We start from the raw sequence: 16,020 nt of genomic DNA on the forward strand, positions 1-16,020 counted from the left end.
ATTGCCACTGGGGCGGGGTGGAACCCGTTTCGCGGAGTCGGGGAAAAGCGGGTGAAGCGCACACCGCGCACGGCCGGAACACCGGCTGCAAGAGACGGGAGCCGTATGACTGTGACGACCCGACAGGGCGTGAGCGACGCCGCTGTGATCGAGCAGTCTTGGCAAGAGCCCGGGGTCTTCGCCGCGCTGTACCGACGGCACGCCCCTCACATCAGCCGCTACGTCGCCCGAAGACTCGGCGACGACATGGCCGACGACGTCACCGCCGAGACGTTCTACCGGGCGTTCGAGAAACGCCGGAAGTACGACCTCGGACGACCGGACGCCAGGCCTTGGCTGTACGGGATCGCCGCCAATGTGATGGCCCAGTACCACCGCAAGGAGACCCGGATGTTGCGGGCGTTCGCCCGCAGCGGCGCCGACCCGGTGGTGCAGACCTACGGCGGTCAGCTGGATGGCGCCGACGACCGGGTGGTGGCGGCCGGCATGCACCAGCCGCTCGCGGCCGCCCTCGCCGGCCTCAGCCGACCGCACCGGGAGGTCCTGCTGCTGGTGGCCTGGGCGGATCTGTCCTACGAGGAGACCGCCCAGGCGCTGGGCATTTCCGTGGGGACGGTGCGATCGCGGCTGCATCGGGCTCGAAAGAAGATCCGCGCCGCTCTCGGCGACGGAAACCCCCTGTCCATTTCCGATGAAGGCTGAGGCACCGACCGTGAACGACCTCGATCTGATGCGCACGATGCGCACCGACGCCCCGATCCCGTCGCAGCAGCGTCTCGACGCCGGCGAGAAGCGGCTCATCGCGGCCATCGACGAGCCCGGCGCGCGGCGCGCCGTACGGACCCGCCGGCGTTTCGGCGGTGTCCGGGTCATGCTGCTCGCCGGTGGGGTGGCGGCCGCCGCCGGCGTCGCGATCGCGGCCACCCAGGCGGGCGTCTCCCCCGTCACCGTGCACGGCACTCCCGCCGCGGAGGCGGCCAAGTACAGCGACCCGCTCGTGGCACGCGCGACCTTCGGCTGGCTGCCCCCCGGCCTGCACGCCAACGGCTACGTCGCTGACCACCAGCATGAGAAGTTCTTCCAGGTCACCGCGCAGAAGAGCGAGGCCTCGGTGACCCTCACCGCGTACGAGCAAGGAAAGGAGCCGTTCCTGGGTTACCTGCCCGGCGGCATCCCGGCCAAGCGGATCCCCGCCGCGTCCATCAACGGCCACTCCGCCTACTGGATCTACAAACCGAGCCCGTCCGGGCAGTCGTCGTTCGAGCTGCGCTGGCAGTACGCCCCGAACAGCTGGGCCGACCTCGAGGGCGACGGGCTGCGCGGAAGCAGCGCCGAGCTGACGAGGACGGCGTACAGGATCGCCACGTCGGCGAAGTTCGGCGACAACCGGCCGATCGAGATGCCCCTGCACATCGGCGGGGTGCCCGGCGGGTTGAGCCCGGATCGTACGGTGCTCAACAACGGCGCGCACGACGAGCTCAGCGCCATCGTGGGTTACGACGCCGGGGGGCCGTCCTCCAACCTGGAGATCAGCATCGTCAAGTCGAACGGCACCGTCGGGACCGCCGTCCCCGGCAAGCCCGGCAAGCCCTGGAAGGGTCTTCCGGGTCCCAACACGAAGCTGAAGGGGCACCCCGCGTACCGGGCGCCGAGCCTCCTGTACGTCTACGGGGACAACGGCTTCGACGTGCAGATCACCGCGTCCGGTGCGGTGCTGGCGAAGCTCGACAAGACCGGTGGAGTCGTCGGCCTGTACCAGCGGATGACCGTTCTCGGCACTGATCCGGCGAACTGGACCCCGAACCCGATCAACTGATCTCTGATGCCGGTACCGCACGCAAGAGGGCGGTACCGGCATCGCCATGCCCGCCGGGTCAGCCGGCGAGCGAAGCGTCACCCCTGCGGCGGGCGAGGGCCTCACCGGACGGAAAGGCGTCCGCCACACTGCGCAGCAAGGCCAGCGGCTCTTCGAGCGACCGGCCCGCGATGAGTTCTTCCAGGGTGGCGTACAGCCGGTCCTCGATGGCCACGATCTCGCGCTCGAGTCGGCGTCCTTCGGCTGTCAGCGTCAGGGTGACGAACCGGCGGTCATCCGGATCGGTGGTCCGCTCGACGAGGCCCTGGGCCACGAGCCGGTCGACCAGGCGACTGGGACTCGCGGTGGTCTCGCACACCAGGAGCCGCCCGAGGGCCGACAGCGTGAGCGGCTGGTGATCGTGCAGGACCCGCAGCACCTCGGCCTGGGACGGGGTGAGCCCGAGCGGCCGCAGGGCGGCGCCGAGGAGGCGGTTCCCCTCGCGCTGAACGGCGAGGATGAGGTAGCGGAACTCCTCGATCGGCTTCATGTCGTGCACGCCCCTCACTGTTCGGTACGCCAACCGAGAGATCAGGTTACACGACACGTATGACACGACAACTGATTCACGGAGAAGGCTTGACGAGACTAGATGTCGTGTCATCTAATGTCGTGTAATCGACCTCAAGGAGATCGCCATGAACGACCCCATCAGCGCCGTGTCGGTCATCAGCACCGGCACCGTCGCCATCCGCCCCGAGCACGTCGGACCGACGCGGAAGAACACCTATGTCTGGCTGTTCTCCTCGCGCCGGTGGACCGAACCCCGGCCGATCAACGTCTACGTCGTGGAGCACCGCGAAGGCCTCGTCCTGTTCGACACCGGCCAGGACCGCGCCTCCGTCACGGACCCGCACTACTTCCCCGGCGGCCTCAACGGGTTCGTCTACTCCCGGCTCGCCAAGTTCGACATCGACCCCCAGGACACCCTGACGGCCGGACTGCGCGGGCTCGGCCACCGGATCGAGGACGTCCACACCTCCGTCATCTCCCACCTGCACCAGGACCACATCGGCGGACTGCCCCACCTCGGCGGCTCCGAGATCGCCGTCAGCCGACCGGAGTGGGAGTCCCTGCACAAGCCGCTGCCCGAGGCCCGCGGCCTCATGCCCGGCCACATCGACCTACCGGGCCTGCGATGGAACCTGATCGACATGGAGGGCCTCGCCGAGCCCTCGCTCGCGCCGTTCACCCGCGGGCACGACCTGTTCGGCGACGGCAGCCTGGTGCTGCTGCCCACGCCCGGCCACACGCCCGGTTCCCTGTCCATGCTCGTGCGCCGGCCCGGGCACGCGCCGCTTCTCATGGTCGGCGACCTGACCTACGACGACCGGCTGCTCATCGACGGCAAGCTCCCGGGTGTCGGGAACAAGCGCGCCATGCGCACGGCGACGCAGATGGTGAACGAGCTCCGCTCGCGGTTCCCGGGGCTGGTCGTCCTGCCCGCCCACGATCCGGGTGCCGGCGACCGGTTGGCCGCCGCGCTCGCCGATGAGGCTCCGGGACCTTCCGGAAGCCGCTCGGCCACCGTCTAGGGGGTGTCCGCACGTCAGTCGGTGACGCGGAGGAAGCGGGTGCCCCACTCGCGGACGAAGTCGGTGAGCTCCGGCGGGCCGACGATCTCGAACTCGGCGCCGATCGCGCCGATCAGCATGGTGGGCCACTCCAGGCCGTCGACGGTCATCAGCAGGCGGCATCGGTCATCGGCGAGCTCCTCGACCGTGCCCCAGCGTGAGACGGTGGCGCGGACCTTGGCCGCCGGGGCGTGCACGATGACCTCGACGGCGTAGGTCGTCGGGATGGTCGCGATGCCCGCCCGGACGAAGGCCGCGGCGTCCTCGGCGGGCAGGTCACGGGGGCGGAACCGCTCGCCCGTACTGCCCGGGTCGGAGAGCCGGTCGAGGCGGAAGCTGCGCCAGTCGTGCCGGCCCAGGTCGTACGCCACGAGGTACCAGCGGCGGCCGAGCGAGACGAGGCGGTGCGGTTCGACGTGGCGGGCGGTCTGCTCGCCGGCCCGGGCCCGGTAGGAGAACCGCAGCCGTTCCTCGTCGCGGCAGGCCTGGGCGACGGCGGTGAGCACGTCCGCGTCGATGGTCGGGCCGGCGCCCCAGGCCGCGGGGACGGTGACCGCGCGCAGCGCGTCGATGCGGCGGCGCAGCCGGGGCGGCATCACCTGGACGACCTTGGTCAGGGCGCGGACCGCCGACTCCTCGATGCCGGCGACGGCGCCCTGCGCGGCCATCCGCAGGCCGATGGCGAGGGCGACGGCCTCCTCGTCGTCGACCACGAGCGGGGGCAGCGCGGCACCGGGCGCCAGCTGGTAGCCGCCGTCCACGCCCCGGTGCGCGACGACCGGATAGCCCAGCTCACGGAGCCGGTCGACGTCACGGCGGAGCGTACGGGGAGAGACGCCGAGCCGGTCGGACAGCTCCGGGCCGGGCCAGTAGCGGTGGGTCTGCAGGAGGGACAGCAGCCGGAGGGTGCGGGAGCTCGTGTTCGCCATGTCTTTCAGGGTTCCGGTCATTGCGGTCAGGAAGTGGCCGCTATGAACTCTAACGTCTTGTTCATCGACCTCGTTCACAGGAGATGGCCTTGACCGAAATCCTCGAATCCCCGCTCGCGGCGGACGAGAAGACCACCGCGCCGTACCGCTGGCGGTGGCTCGCGTTCTCCGCCGTCCTCGCCTCGAGCGTCATGGACCTGCTGGACAGCACCGTGATCAATACGGCGGCCCCGGCGATCCGGGCGAGCCTCGGCGGGTCGTACGCGACGCTGCAGTGGATGGCGGCCGGCTACACGATGGCGCTCGCGGTCATGCTGCTCATCGGCGGACGGCTCGGCGACATGTTCGGCCGCAAGCGGATGCTGCTGATCGGCGTCGGCGGCTTCACGGTGGCCTCCGTGGCCTGCGCGACCGCCGGCTCCCCGACCATGCTGATCGTCTCGCGGGTGCTGCAGGGCGCATTCGGGGCGGTGATGCTGCCGCAGGGGTTCGGGCTGATCCGTGACCTGTTCCCGGCGGAGGAGATGAAGAAGGCGTGGACCGCGTTCGGCCCGGTGATGGGGCTGTCGGCGGTGCTCGGCCCGATCACCGGCGGAACGCTGATCCACGCCGACCTGTTCGGCACCGGCTGGCGGATGATCTTCCTGGTGAACGTCCCGATCGGCGCCTTCGCGCTGGCCGTCGCGGCGAAGTTCCTGCCCGCGACGCCGCCCGCCGTGCGCTCGGCGCGGCTCGACCTGCCCGGCGTCGCCCTGGCCGCCTCCGGCACCTTCATGCTGATCTTCCCGCTGGTGCAGGGCCGTGAGCTCGGCTGGCCGCTGTGGACCAAGATCCTCCTGGCCTGCTCGGTCCCGGTGCTCGCCCTGTTCGCCGCGTACCAGGTCCGCCGCAAGCGCGTAGGCGCGACGCCGCTGATCGAGCCCGGCGTCTTCACCCGGCGCTCGTACGCCTCCGGGGTCGTCTTCGCGATCGCCTTCACCGGGGCGATGGGCGGCACGCTCCTCACCCTCGGCGTGTTCATGCAGGTCGGCCTCGGATACAGCCCGCTGCGCGCCGGCCTCACGACCGCGCCCTGGGCGTTCGGCGCGATGATCGGCTCGGCGATCAGCGGCACGCTCATGGTCAAGCTCGGCCGGCGGCTCCTGCACATCGGCCTGGCGGGCATGGGCATCGGGCTGGCCGTCCTCTACGGCGTCTTCCAGTACGTCGGACCCGACCTCACCAGCGTCGACTTCATCGCCCCGCTGTTGGTCGGCGGCGTCGGGATGGGCATGATCTTCGTGCCGATGTTCGACATCATCCTCGGCGAGGTCACCGACCACGAGGTCGGCTCGGCGTCCAGCGCCCTGCAGGCCATCCAGCAGCTCGGCATGTCGCTCGGCGTCGCGGTCATCGGCACCCTGTTCTTCGGGCTGCTCGGCGCGCAGGCGCACCACAACTTCGACGCCTCGGCCGCGCCTCGGCTGCGCGCCGCGCTGACCCAGGCGGGCGTGCCCGCCCCGGCCCAGGCCCCGATCGTCGCGGGCGTCCGGACCTGCGTGCACGACCGCGAGGCCGAGAAGGACCCGGACACCGTGCCGGCCAGCTGCCGGGCCACCGGCTCGGCCTCCCCGGCGGTCGTCAAGGCGCTGACCACGGCGGGTCTGGACACCCACCGCCGCGATTCCCTCGACGCCGCCGGGATCACGGCGCTGGTCACCATCGGACTGATCGCGCTGGCCTTCGGGCTCGGGTTCCTGCTCCCGCGGAAGGCCCGCGCCGAGGCCGCCCCGGCCTGAGCGGTAGCCCCGGGCGGACGCCGCCCCCCACCCCTGCGCCCCCGGCCGCCCGGCCGGGGGCGCTGCCGTCTCCGGCGATACTTCGTTAGAGGCTCTGCCTGCGTCGACGTCCCGTCGCCGCTCATGTCCTCGGTCAGGCCACGTCGAGGAAGTCGGTGGAGCGACTCACGTCGGCCCATCGGGCCGCTTCGGCCGCGCGTTCCCGGGAGGACCGCTCGGCCGCCGCCAAGGCGTCCGAGCCGAGCAGGAGGCGCAGGGGCGGCTCGTCCAGGTCGATGACGTCCGCAATGGCCCGCGCCGCCCGCTCCGGATCTCCGGGGGAGGTCCGGTCGAGGCCCGCGCGGCGGCGGTTCATCGCGCCGACGGTCTGCTCGTAGTCCGGGCCGACGGGCGCGAGTGTCATGGACGAGCCTGCCCAGTCGGTGCGGAACGCCCCCGGCTCGACGATCGTGACCTTGATGCCGAGCGGCTTGACCTCGTTGTTCAGGACCTCGGAGAAGCCTTCGACGGCGAACTTCGACGCCTGGTAGGCGGCGGCACCCGGCGAGCCACCCACGCGGCCGCCGACCGAGGAGACCTGCACGAAGTGGCCGGAGCGCTGGACGCGCAGCACCGGAAGCGCGGCCTTTGTGAGGTTCACGACGCCGAAGAAGTTCGCCTCCACCTGCGCGCGGAAGTCCTCATCCGTGGTCTCCTCGATCGCCGAGGAGTTGGCGTACCCGGCGTTGTTGACGACGACGTCGAGGCGGCCCAACGCCTCGACGGCGAACCGGACGGCGGCGCGGGCGGCCTCGGCGTCGGTGACGTCCAGCGCGAACGTACGGACGCGGTCGCCATAGCGGTCCACGAGATCGGCGAGCTGTTCGGGGCGGCGCGCCGTCGCGACCACGGTGTCCCCGCGCTCCAGCGCGGCCACGGTCAGCGCGCGGCCCAGGCCGCGCGAGCTACCGGTGATCAGCCAGGTTCGGGACATGATCTGCTTCCTTCCGTTGAGGGATTGCCCTCATCAGGCAACTGTCACACTAACGTGGCACTTATTCGAGTTATTTCCTCAATGGTGGGAAGATTGAATCGATCGACCGTCACACCCGCACCCGGGAGCCGAGATGAGAGCCGACGCCGCCCGCAATCTGGACGCGGTGCTGCGCACCGGGGCCCGCCTGCTGGCCGATGACCCCTCGACCAGCATCACGACCATCGCCGCGGAGGCCGGGGTCGACCGGAGAACCGTCTACCGGCGGTTCGCCACGCGAGAGGCACTGCTCGCCGCCGTCTTCGAGACGAAGCTCGACTCCTCCGAACGGATCCTCGACGAGGCACGGCTCACCGAGGCACCGGTACCGGTCGCCCTCCACCGCTACGTGGAGGGCATCATCCCGGTCAGCCGGGAGTGGCCGGTCGACACGCGTCGGATGATTCTCGACCATCCCACCGCGAGCGTCCGCCGGGAGGAGCTGAGCCGCCGCCTGGACGTCTTCCTGCGGCGAGCGGCCGACGAAGGGTTCCTGAGGGCCGATCTGCCGACCGGCTGGGTCCGCGCCGTACTGGACGACCTCGTCGACAGCGCCGCCCACCGATTCCCCGACCTGAAGCCCCCGCAGGCCGCCGACCTCGTCGTGGACACCCTCCTGAACGGCGTCGGCCGTCGGTGACCTGGCCGGCGATCACCCGCTCCGGTGATCACACCGGCCGTTTAGGCCAGCCAGCCGTCGCCGAAGTCCTCGCAGGAGTTCACGAGAGCCTCCTCCGAACGGGCGCGGATCGTGAGCCAGGCCCGCTGATCCTCCCGTACGAGCACGTCCAGGCCCGCGAACCACCGCGATCCAGGCAGCTGACCCGACGGGTACTCCGGGAGGGGCAGGCGGGCGTACCGCTCGAGCACCTCGAGATCGTCCTCGTTGACCTCGCGATAGTCCGCGAGCGTCTCGTCGGCGTGGAGGGTCTCCGACAGCACCATCTCGACGCAGGTGAGGGAGAAGGAGTCCAGCCACGGCTCCCAGCTCTCGGCCCCCTCATCGGCCAGGTCGGGCCGGATGAACACCGCGGGGTCGGGGCCGTCGAGCCGGACGCCCCACCGCGCCGCGCCCTGGTCCTCGTCGCGGAACACCAGTAGCCCGTCGTGGACGTACAGCTGCTTCGGCTCGAGCAGTTCGTCCTGGTTACTGGTCAGGTCCCCGCGCCGGCCGAACAGCGCGTACGCCTCCCGTACGGCGGCGGGCAGGGTGACGCCGAGCCGCGTCTCGACGGCGTTCAGGTCCGCGTCCTCCCAGCCGTCGGCGTCCGTGAGCGGTGTCGCCCACGCCGCCGCGAACCCCTGGATGAACCGCCACGCCCCGGCACGGTCCTCGACGCCGGCCAGCTCCGCACGCACATCGAACGCATCGACCATGCCGGGCACCGTACCCGAGCGGTACGGCGCTGGACAGGGCGAACAGATGACGATCCGGTCGCGGATCACGGCCCTTCATCCGAGCGGCCGGTTGCGATGGCCGAGATCATGATTCGGGCGGTTCGGGCGCAACCCGACCTCGGTCTTCGGGAGAGAGCCGGGTGTCAGCAGCCCGACAACGGAGAGTGACGCATGAAGGGACACAGCGGCCCATGGCCACGGCGAGAGCGGTGAGCCACGCGCAGGGAGGACCCGCCGACAAGGCACTCGTCGCCGCCTCCCTGGAAGACCCCGAGTCGTTCGGCGAACTGTTCCGCCGCCACGCGCCACGACTCCACGCCTACATCAAACGGCGCCTCGGAGCCGCCCTGGCCGACGACGTCGTGTCGGAGACGTTCGCCATCGCGTTCCGGCGCCGGGAGCGATTCGACGGACGCTTCGAGTTCGGCGCGTGGCTGTGGGGCATCGCCAGCAAGCTGATCGCCCAGCACCACCGCCAGGAGACCCGCATGTACCGGGCGTTCGCCCGGACCGGAGTCGACCCCGCCGAGGTCGGCGTGGCCGAGGCGACCGACGATCGGGTGGCGGCCGCCGCGCTCGGTCCTCAGCTGGCCAAGGCCCTCGCCTCGCTGAAGACCGAGGACCGCAACGCCCTCCTGCTCCTCGCCTGGGGCGAGCTGTCGTACGCCGAGATCGCGGCGACGCTGGACCTGCCCCTCGGCACCGTCAAAGCCAAGATCCACCGGGCTCGAAAGAAGCTACAGAAGGCCCTCCCGGAGGCGAAGAACGATGGATGAACTCGACGCCCTGCGGCAGATGCGACCGGCGCTCGCCCGCGAGGAGCACCCGGACCGTCTCGCCCTGCGCACCAACTGGCGCTCCCGCCCCGCTCCGCGCCCGCGCACCCGGCGCCGGCTCATGGTGCCGCTGATGGGCGTGGTCGCGGCCGGGGCGGTGGCCGCGGGATCCGTGGCCGTCCTCTCCCTGGACTCGGGCGGGCACCCGTCGCCCGGCCGTACGGTTCCGCTTCGGACGGGCGGCGGCGGAAACGCGCTGCTCGTCGCCGCGACCAACGCGGAGAAGGCGCCGAGCGGCGCGTACTGGCACACCAGGCGCATCAATGGCGTGATCTACGCGGTCGGCAAGACCAGGGCCGACCACTACAAGATCGAGTCGAGGCAGCAGTACGACATGTGGACCAGACGCGACGGTAGGACGCTCCTCAACGTCACCGACCTGCCCGCCCGGCCGTGGACCGCCCAGGACAGGGCGAAGTGGCAACAGGCGGGATCCCCGACGACGATCCAGGCCCCGAGCAGCGAGGGCCCGGTCACCCTGTTCCTCGACCCGAAAACCGCCATGCAGCTTCCTCATCCGCGACCGGAAAGTAATCAGGAGTTCTACGGCCTGACGCCCAGGCAGATCGCCGAGCTGCCGACCGAGCCGAAGGCCCTGGAGAACGCGCTGTTCAAGCTGCGCGACCGCTGGCACGCGTACTCCTCGACGTCCGCGAAGGAACGGTTGGGGTCCCTCCAAGGCGCAGAGCGCGTCCGGGCGCTGAGCGATGTGGCCGGCGGGCTGCTGGCCGACGTGCCCGCCCCGCCGAAGGTACGGGCGGCGGCGTTCCGGATGCTCGCCGCGCAGCCCGGCGTCCGTGCCCAGGGCACGGAGACCGATCCCATGGGCCGCACCGGAACGGTGATCTCCCTGCCGGTGGAGACGACCGTCCCCCTCGGCCTGTACACCGCGCCCAAGCAACTCGGCACGTACCGACGTCAGTGGATCATCGACCCCGCCACCGGGACCCTCCTGGCCGTAAGGGACCTCGTGGCGACGCCGCCGCACGGCAGCCGGAAACTCCCCCCGGGCGACGACGGCAAGCCTCGAACCCTGCGGGTCCAGGACCAGCCCGACCGGTTCCACCGGCCGGGGGAGGTCTCCTCGTACAAGGTCTACGCCGTCGCGGAGTGGGTGAACTCGGAGCCGAAGCTCCCGGCCGGCCCGTGAGCGCTCGGGAGGGGCCTGGCCGCCATGGCGGCCAGGCCCCTCCCTCGTTTTCGGCCGTCCGCAGCGGGAAACAGGCTCAAGAGCTTCCGCGTCCTTGTGGAGTGACCAGCCCCTGAGGGGTCGAACGGCGCGTAGCGGGTAGGGGTCGAATCAATGGCGAACCCTTGAAGAGGCGCCGAGTCGATCGGCCGCGAAAGGGACGGGTGAGCTGACATGTCGACCTCTGTTCATGGCACCGGCGTCCCACGGGTCGCCGCGTCCGGAGACACCTCGATCGGCCGGCTCGTCGGCGAGGCGACCGCCGACCTGCAGAAGCTGATGCGGCAGGAGGTCGCGCTGGCGAAGGCGGAGGTCCGTCAGGAGGCGACCAAGGCCGGGAAGGCCGCCGGGCTGTTCGGCGGGGCGGGATTCGCGGGCTACATGGTGGTGGTGCTGCTGTCGTTCGCGGCGGCACTCGGCATCGGCCATGTGCTCGACATCGCCTGGGCCTTCCTGATCGTGGGGGGCATCTGGGCGGTCGCGGGAGCGATCATGTACGCCATGGGGCGCCACCGGATGCGGACCTTCTCTCCGACACCGCATCGGACGGTCGAGACCCTCCGGGAAGACGCCCACCTGATGCGGCACCCGACCGCCGCCCGGGCGATCCCCGCCGAGCCGCTCCCGGCCGAGCTGCCCGCGCCGGCCCACCCGCGTTGGCCGACCAGTGTCGGCCGGCCGTAACGACCGGCGCTGAACGCGAAGAACGCCGTGGCCTTCCAGGGGTTCCTGGAGGACCACGACGTCAGCGCGGATGCTCTCTGCCGGTCGGAGTGACCTCTACTCGGACAGATCCCAGCTTTCGATCTCGGCGTCGCTGAGCGGGAGGACGCACCAGATGGCGTCCTGCATCGTCGGGCAGATCAGGGCGACCTTGTCGACGCCGGTGATCCGGAACGGCCGCTCGACGCACGGCATGAGGCCGAAGTAGGCGATCGGAACTCCTCGCCGCTTGGACAGCTTCTCCGCGGCGACCACGGCGTTGAGCCCGGCCGCGGAGAAGAACGGCACCCCGCTCATGTCCACCAGCAACGGTCGGTCGGCCGTGGTGACAAGCTCGATCAGACGCCCCCGGAACGTATGCCCGGTGAAGGCATCGACCTCACCGCGCGGCATGGCGAGGGTGTAGTCCTCGCACTCCATCGCGAACATGTCCAGGGCAACGTCCATGGGACCTCCAGTCCGGAACACCGTGGGGCACCCGTGACCATCACAGCATCGCGCGATTACTGATCGTTTCCAAGAGGGTGACGGATACCATCCACAGCGCGGCGCGCTAATGGGGCACCATGCCCGCTTTGGGAGTACACAAACCCCCAAATGGCGGGGGCGTCGCAATGCCGTGCCCAGAAACTCCCCCCAGAAACCGTCCCACTCTCCGAAGTCACCGAACGTTACACATCGCACGAAAATTCCGGTTCCAACCAAGAATCGCCGTAGTCGTCGGCATCGAGGGCATGCGCCGCGTCCGTCCGCCGCAGGTCGCGCGCGGCCTCCTCCGAAGGTCGCAGGGCGGGGCGATGGGATCCCCCCGGCGAGCGACGCCTCGGGGCCGCCGGCTTGAAATGGTCTCTGTAGCCGCTTTGCGAGCACGCGTGCCTCCAAATCCCCTCCGAACGGGAGTCTCGATGAAGCGTTCGTCCGTCGCGACGGTGGCCATGACCGCGACCGCCGTCCTGACCCCGGGTTCCGCCGCGATGGCGGCGAGCGGTCCCGCCCCGGCCCAGACCCCGGCGCCCGCCTGGCGCGACTGCCACACCGCGAACACGCCGCCTCAGCTGGAGTGCGCCACGATCAGCGTGCCGCTGGACTGGTCCCATCCGGGCGGGCAGCGGATCACCCTGGCGCTGAACCGCCTGCGGGCCACCGACCCGGCGCACCGGATCGGATCGTTGCTCGTCAACCCCGGCGGCCCGGGCGGATCCGGCACCGCGGTGGTCGCCCAGGGCGGGATGCTCCTCGGAACGCCCCAGCTCAAGCCCCTGCGCGAACGTTTCGACCTGGTCGGCTTCGACCCGCGCGGAGTCGGCGGCAGCACTCCCGTACGCTGCTCCACGCCGGTGTACGACCCGGCCGCCCCCACCCTTCCGACGACGGAGGCGGAGTACCGGCGGCTCCTGGAGAGCAACCGCCGCCACGGGAACGACTGCCTGAAGACGACGGGCCCGCTGCTCCGGCACGTCGACACGATCAGCGCCGCCCGGGACGTCGACGCGATCCGCGCCGCGCTCGGCGAGTCACGGATCTCCTGGCTCGGCGTCTCGTACGGCACGGAGCTCGGCGCCGCGTACGCCCGGCTGTTCCCCGGCCGGGTACGGACGATGGTGCTGGACGGCGCCATCGACCACACGCGCTCGGTCGCCCGGGACGGCGTGGACGAGTCCACGGCGATGGAACAGGTCTTCAGCCACTTCGCGAGCTGGTGCCGGGCCACGGCCGACTGCGCGCTCCACGGCCGGGACGTCGTGGCCGACTTCGACGCCCTGACGGCGCGGGCCGACAAGGGCGAGGTCACCGATCCCGCCCTCGGCCGCCCCCTCACCGCCGCCGAGGTCACCTCCGGCGCGTACGGGTACCTGATCATCAAGTCGTTCTGGCCGCAGCTCGCCACAGCGCTCGCCGACGCCGAGAAGACGCCCTCGAACGCGACGGCGCTGGGCGAGGGCGTGTCCGGCATCGACCCGAGCTACACCGCGTACCGCGCCATCGGGTGCCACGACTTCCCGCCGCGGGTGCGCGGCCTCGCGGACCTGCGGGCCCGGCTCGCGCGCGTCAAGAAGGCGGCGCCGCACATGTGGCGCTACTCGGAGATGTGGGACGCGACCACCGGGTGCACCGGCTGGCCGGTGCCGGCGGCGAACCCGCCACGCCCCGAGCGCGTCACCGGCGCCCCGACGATCCTCGTCGTCGGCAACACCTACGACCCGTCCACCCCGTACGTCTGGGCGCAGGCGCTGACCCGGCAGATCGACGGCGGCCGGCTGCTGACGTACGACGGCGACGGGCACACCGCCCTGTACAACTCCTCCTGCGCCCGTACGCACGAGGTCGACTACCTGATCACCGGCCAGGCACCCCCGGCCGGCACGGTCTGCCACGCCTGACCCGTACGGCGGGAACGGTAGAGCCGGATCCACAGGGTGTGGACGGCCGAGCCTGACCAGCACGGCGGGAGGACCGACCCGAACCCGCACGGCGGGGAGGGCCAAGCCGGATCCACAGGATGTGGACGGCCGAGCCCGACCCGCACGGCAGGGATCGCCGACCTGAACCCGCGCGGCGGGGACGGCCGAGCCGGGTCCGCAGGATGTGGACGGCCGAGCCTGATCCGCGCGGCAGGGATGGCCGATTCGTCCATGACGAGCGGGGCCCGCGGGAAGGACGATCGCGTTATGAGCATCGACCTTTCCGCGGCGGCCGCGTTCATGGCCGGTCACGCGCGTCTCCTGGACCGCCGTCGCTTTCAGCTGATCACGGAGGACGTCGACGCCGCCCACGTCCTCGCCGCCCTGGACGCGTACCGCAACGCGGACGGGGGCTACGGCTGGGGCCTTGAGCCCGACCTGCGCTCGCCCGAGAGCCAGCCGGGCGCGGCGCTGCACGTCTTCGAGACGCTCGAGGAGATCGCGGCCCACGCGCCGGTCACGGAGGAGGTCATCGCGCGGGCCGTCGCGCTGTGCGACTGGCTGGAGTCGGTGACGCTCCCCGACGGCGGCCTGCCCTTCGCCCTTCCCCTGACGTCCCGCGCCGCGACCGCCCCCTGGTGGGCGAACGCCGATCCGGACACGTCATCCCTGCAGATCACCGCCGTGACCGCCGCGCTCGCCCACCTCGTCGCGGTCCACGTCCCGGCTGTCGCCGGCCATCCCTGGCTCGACCGGGCGACGGCGTACTGCCTGGCCGCGATCGAGGCGATCGACGAGACGCCGCACGCGTACGTGCTGGCGTTCGCGGTGCGCTTCCTCGACGCCGTGCACGATCTCCGGCCTGAGGCCCCGCGTCTCCTGGCCTCCCTGGGCGCGTGGATTCCGTCGAGTGGCGAGATGCCGGTCGAAGGCGGCATCGCGGGCGAGACGCTGCGTCCGCTGGGCTTCGCGGAGCACCCCGACCGGCCCGCCAGGGCGTTGCTCCGGCCCGAGGCGATCGAGGCCGACCTGGATCGGCTGACCGGCCTGCAGCAGGAGGACGGCGGCTGGATCGTCGACCACGCCAGCGCCTCCCCGGCAGGCGCCCTCGAATGGCGCGGTTACGCCACCGTCGGCGCCATCGACGTCCTGCGGAGCCACGGGAGATTGTGAAAACGGTTTTCGTTTCCTCTATAGTCGGTCGCACCGAAACCCCATCACTCACTGTATTCACATCGCCGCATTGCGCGATACCAGAAGTGAGCATCGGCCGCACCCGGGAGGAAGCATGAAGGTCGCGTTCGTCGGAAAGGGCGGCAGCGGCAAGACGACCTTGTCGTCCCTGTTCATCCGTCATCTGGCGGCGGTCGGCGCGCCGGTCGTGGCGGTGGACGCCGACATCAACCAGCACCTCGGCGTCGCCCTCGGCCTTCCCGAGCAGTCCGCCGCCGCGATCCCGGCCATGGGCGCGCACCTGGCCGCGATCAAGGAGTACCTGCGGGGTGACAACCCCCGGATCTCCTCGGCCGCGGCGATGGTGAAGACCACGCCACCAGGCCGTGGATCCCGGCTGCTGCGCCTGGGCGGCGACGACCCGATCCATTCCCGGCTGGCGGTCCCGGCCGCCGGCGCCAGGCTCATGGTGACCGGACCGTTCAGCGATGAGGACTTGGGCGTCTCCTGCTACCACTCCAAGACCGGGGCGGTCGAGCTGTACCTCAACCATCTCCTCGACGGCCCCGGCGAGTACGTCGTCGTCGACTGCACCGCCGGCGCGGAGTCGTTCGCCTCCGGCATGTTCACCCGCTTCGACCTGACCTTCCTGGTCGCCGAGCCCACGCGGAAGGGCGTCGCCGTCTACCGGCAGTGGACCGAGTACGCCGCCGACTACGACGTCGCCCTGAAGGTCATCGGCAACAAGGTCCACGGCCCCGAGGACGTCGCGTTCCTGCGCGAGCACGTCGGCGACGCGCTGCTGTGCTGCGTCGGACAGTCCGGCGCCGTCCGCGCCATGGAGCAGGGCCGCCCGTTCGACCTCGACGACCTGGCCGAGCCCGACCGTGCCGCGCTCGCCACGCTCCGGGCCGCCGTCGACGCCCGCTCCAAGGACTGGGACAAGTTCACCCGCCAGGCGGTCGAGTTCCACCTCAAGAACGCCCGCGCCTGGGCGAACGCCGCGACCGGCCAGGACCTCGCCGCCCAGATCGACCCCGGCTTCACCCCCACCCCCGAGGCGCTCTTTGAGGCCACGGGTTGATCGATTGGTCTGATCCCTCACCTGTGGGGTAGGCAAGGAGGGTGCGCCTCGGGCAGCACTTGCGTGA

Annotated in this window: 16 protein-coding genes; 11 read left to right on the forward strand and 5 right to left on the reverse strand. The window is 71.1% G+C overall.

Annotated features, from left to right (window positions below; translation table 11 throughout):
• Positions 1–105: 105 nt before the first annotated feature.
• Both ACQP2O_RS52805 and ACQP2O_RS52810 read left to right on the forward strand, forming a co-directional pair.
• Positions 106–702 (forward strand): RNA polymerase sigma factor, encoded by a 597-nt coding sequence (locus ACQP2O_RS52805; RefSeq protein ID WP_433177966.1) that lies wholly within the window; start codon positions 106–108, stop codon positions 700–702.
• Between the two features lie 10 nt (positions 703–712).
• Positions 713–1,816 carry a hypothetical protein gene (locus ACQP2O_RS52810; protein ID WP_433177968.1) on the forward strand — a complete coding sequence of 368 codons (1,104 nt, stop codon included), beginning with the start codon at positions 713–715 and terminating at the stop codon, positions 1,814–1,816.
• 58 nt (positions 1,817–1,874) lie between these two features.
• Here the strand turns inward: ACQP2O_RS52810 and ACQP2O_RS52815 are convergent, their stop codons facing one another.
• Positions 1,875–2,345, reverse strand: coding sequence for a MarR family winged helix-turn-helix transcriptional regulator (locus ACQP2O_RS52815; RefSeq protein WP_433191501.1), 471 nt, complete (start codon positions 2,343–2,345; stop codon positions 1,875–1,877).
• 148 nt (positions 2,346–2,493) lie between these two features.
• Between ACQP2O_RS52815 and ACQP2O_RS52820 the strand changes: the two genes are divergently transcribed.
• Entirely contained in the window at positions 2,494–3,390 is an 897-nt protein-coding gene (locus tag ACQP2O_RS52820; RefSeq protein WP_433177970.1) for an N-acyl homoserine lactonase family protein, read from the forward strand.
• 14 nt (positions 3,391–3,404) lie between these two features.
• On the opposite strand, the gene ACQP2O_RS52825 is transcribed toward ACQP2O_RS52820, so the two are convergent.
• The gene (locus ACQP2O_RS52825) at positions 3,405–4,358 is read right to left on the reverse strand and encodes a helix-turn-helix transcriptional regulator (RefSeq protein ID WP_433177971.1); all 954 of its coding nucleotides are present in this window, start codon (positions 4,356–4,358) and stop codon (positions 3,405–3,407) included.
• 89 nt (positions 4,359–4,447) lie between these two features.
• Here ACQP2O_RS52825 and ACQP2O_RS52830 point away from each other — a divergent pair, with 89 nt between their 5' ends.
• Positions 4,448–6,136 carry a DHA2 family efflux MFS transporter permease subunit gene (locus ACQP2O_RS52830; RefSeq protein WP_433177973.1) on the forward strand — a complete coding sequence of 563 codons (1,689 nt, stop codon included), beginning with the start codon at positions 4,448–4,450 and terminating at the stop codon, positions 6,134–6,136.
• A gap of 133 nt (positions 6,137–6,269) precedes the next feature.
• On the opposite strand, the gene ACQP2O_RS52835 is transcribed toward ACQP2O_RS52830, so the two are convergent.
• Positions 6,270–7,109, reverse strand: coding sequence for an oxidoreductase (locus ACQP2O_RS52835; protein WP_433177975.1), 840 nt, complete (start codon positions 7,107–7,109; stop codon positions 6,270–6,272).
• 133 nt (positions 7,110–7,242) lie between these two features.
• On the opposite strand from ACQP2O_RS52835, the gene ACQP2O_RS52840 reads away from it, so the two are divergent.
• Entirely contained in the window at positions 7,243–7,788 is a 546-nt protein-coding gene (locus ACQP2O_RS52840; RefSeq protein WP_433177977.1) for a TetR/AcrR family transcriptional regulator, read from the forward strand.
• Positions 7,789–7,829: 41 nt separating this feature from the next.
• Here the strand turns inward: ACQP2O_RS52840 and ACQP2O_RS52845 are convergent, their stop codons facing one another.
• Positions 7,830–8,525 carry a hypothetical protein gene (locus ACQP2O_RS52845; RefSeq protein WP_433177979.1) on the reverse strand — a complete coding sequence of 232 codons (696 nt, stop codon included), beginning with the start codon at positions 8,523–8,525 and terminating at the stop codon, positions 7,830–7,832.
• Positions 8,526–8,737: 212 nt separating this feature from the next.
• On the opposite strand from ACQP2O_RS52845, the gene ACQP2O_RS52850 reads away from it, so the two are divergent.
• From ACQP2O_RS52850 to ACQP2O_RS52860, 3 genes are all read left to right on the forward strand, one after another.
• A complete protein-coding gene (locus tag ACQP2O_RS52850) occupies positions 8,738–9,322 on the forward strand; it encodes an RNA polymerase sigma factor (RefSeq protein ID WP_433177981.1) in 585 nt (194 codons plus the stop codon).
• Positions 9,315–10,532 (forward strand): CU044_5270 family protein, encoded by a 1,218-nt coding sequence (locus ACQP2O_RS52855; protein WP_433177983.1) that lies wholly within the window; start codon positions 9,315–9,317, stop codon positions 10,530–10,532. The genes ACQP2O_RS52850 and ACQP2O_RS52855 overlap by 8 nt, the downstream gene beginning before the upstream one ends.
• A 213-nt stretch (positions 10,533–10,745) precedes the next feature.
• Positions 10,746–11,255 (forward strand): phage holin family protein, encoded by a 510-nt coding sequence (locus tag ACQP2O_RS52860; protein WP_433177985.1) that lies wholly within the window; start codon positions 10,746–10,748, stop codon positions 11,253–11,255.
• A gap of 96 nt (positions 11,256–11,351) precedes the next feature.
• On the opposite strand, the gene ACQP2O_RS52865 is transcribed toward ACQP2O_RS52860, so the two are convergent.
• Entirely contained in the window at positions 11,352–11,741 is a 390-nt protein-coding gene (locus ACQP2O_RS52865) for an STAS domain-containing protein (RefSeq protein ID WP_433177987.1), read from the reverse strand.
• Positions 11,742–12,199: 458 nt separating this feature from the next.
• Here ACQP2O_RS52865 and ACQP2O_RS52870 point away from each other — a divergent pair, with 458 nt between their 5' ends.
• The 3 genes from ACQP2O_RS52870 to ACQP2O_RS52880 all read left to right on the forward strand — a co-directional run bounded on the left by ACQP2O_RS52870 (position 12,200) and on the right by ACQP2O_RS52880 (position 15,953).
• Positions 12,200–13,675 (forward strand): alpha/beta hydrolase, encoded by a 1,476-nt coding sequence (locus ACQP2O_RS52870; RefSeq protein ID WP_433177989.1) that lies wholly within the window; start codon positions 12,200–12,202, stop codon positions 13,673–13,675.
• A gap of 288 nt (positions 13,676–13,963) precedes the next feature.
• A complete protein-coding gene (locus tag ACQP2O_RS52875; RefSeq protein WP_433177991.1) occupies positions 13,964–14,869 on the forward strand; it encodes a hypothetical protein in 906 nt (301 codons plus the stop codon).
• A 115-nt stretch (positions 14,870–14,984) separates the two neighbouring features.
• The gene (locus ACQP2O_RS52880) at positions 14,985–15,953 is read left to right on the forward strand and encodes an ATP-binding protein (RefSeq protein ID WP_433177992.1); all 969 of its coding nucleotides are present in this window, start codon (positions 14,985–14,987) and stop codon (positions 15,951–15,953) included.
• The last annotated feature ends 67 nt before the right edge of the window (positions 15,954–16,020 follow it).

The organism is Actinoallomurus sp. CA-150999, assembly GCF_050942425.1.
Classification (GTDB): Bacteria; Actinomycetota; Actinomycetes; order Streptosporangiales; family Streptosporangiaceae; genus Actinoallomurus.

What these genes read in the sequence shown, in the direction of transcription:
- ACQP2O_RS52805 (WP_433177966.1), top strand. Translation starts at nt 106, where the DNA reads ATGACTGTGACGACCCGACAGGGCGTGAGCGACGCCGCTGTGATCGAG.
- ACQP2O_RS52815 (WP_433191501.1), bottom strand. Translation starts at nt 2,345, where the DNA reads ATGAAGCCGATCGAGGAGTTCCGCTACCTCATCCTCGCCGTTCAGCGC.
- ACQP2O_RS52820 (WP_433177970.1), top strand. Translation starts at nt 2,494, where the DNA reads ATGAACGACCCCATCAGCGCCGTGTCGGTCATCAGCACCGGCACCGTC.
- ACQP2O_RS52825 (WP_433177971.1), bottom strand. Translation starts at nt 4,358, where the DNA reads ATGGCGAACACGAGCTCCCGCACCCTCCGGCTGCTGTCCCTCCTGCAG.
- ACQP2O_RS52835 (WP_433177975.1), bottom strand. Translation starts at nt 7,109, where the DNA reads ATGTCCCGAACCTGGCTGATCACCGGTAGCTCGCGCGGCCTGGGCCGC.
- ACQP2O_RS52840 (WP_433177977.1), top strand. Translation starts at nt 7,243, where the DNA reads ATGAGAGCCGACGCCGCCCGCAATCTGGACGCGGTGCTGCGCACCGGG.
- ACQP2O_RS52845 (WP_433177979.1), bottom strand. Translation starts at nt 8,525, where the DNA reads ATGGTCGATGCGTTCGATGTGCGTGCGGAGCTGGCCGGCGTCGAGGAC.
- ACQP2O_RS52850 (WP_433177981.1), top strand. Translation starts at nt 8,738, where the DNA reads ATGGCCACGGCGAGAGCGGTGAGCCACGCGCAGGGAGGACCCGCCGAC.
- ACQP2O_RS52855 (WP_433177983.1), top strand. Translation starts at nt 9,315, where the DNA reads ATGGATGAACTCGACGCCCTGCGGCAGATGCGACCGGCGCTCGCCCGC.
- ACQP2O_RS52860 (WP_433177985.1), top strand. Translation starts at nt 10,746, where the DNA reads ATGTCGACCTCTGTTCATGGCACCGGCGTCCCACGGGTCGCCGCGTCC.
- ACQP2O_RS52865 (WP_433177987.1), bottom strand. Translation starts at nt 11,741, where the DNA reads ATGGACGTTGCCCTGGACATGTTCGCGATGGAGTGCGAGGACTACACC.
- ACQP2O_RS52870 (WP_433177989.1), top strand. Translation starts at nt 12,200, where the DNA reads ATGAAGCGTTCGTCCGTCGCGACGGTGGCCATGACCGCGACCGCCGTC.
- ACQP2O_RS52875 (WP_433177991.1), top strand. Translation starts at nt 13,964, where the DNA reads ATGAGCATCGACCTTTCCGCGGCGGCCGCGTTCATGGCCGGTCACGCG.
- ACQP2O_RS52880 (WP_433177992.1), top strand. Translation starts at nt 14,985, where the DNA reads ATGAAGGTCGCGTTCGTCGGAAAGGGCGGCAGCGGCAAGACGACCTTG.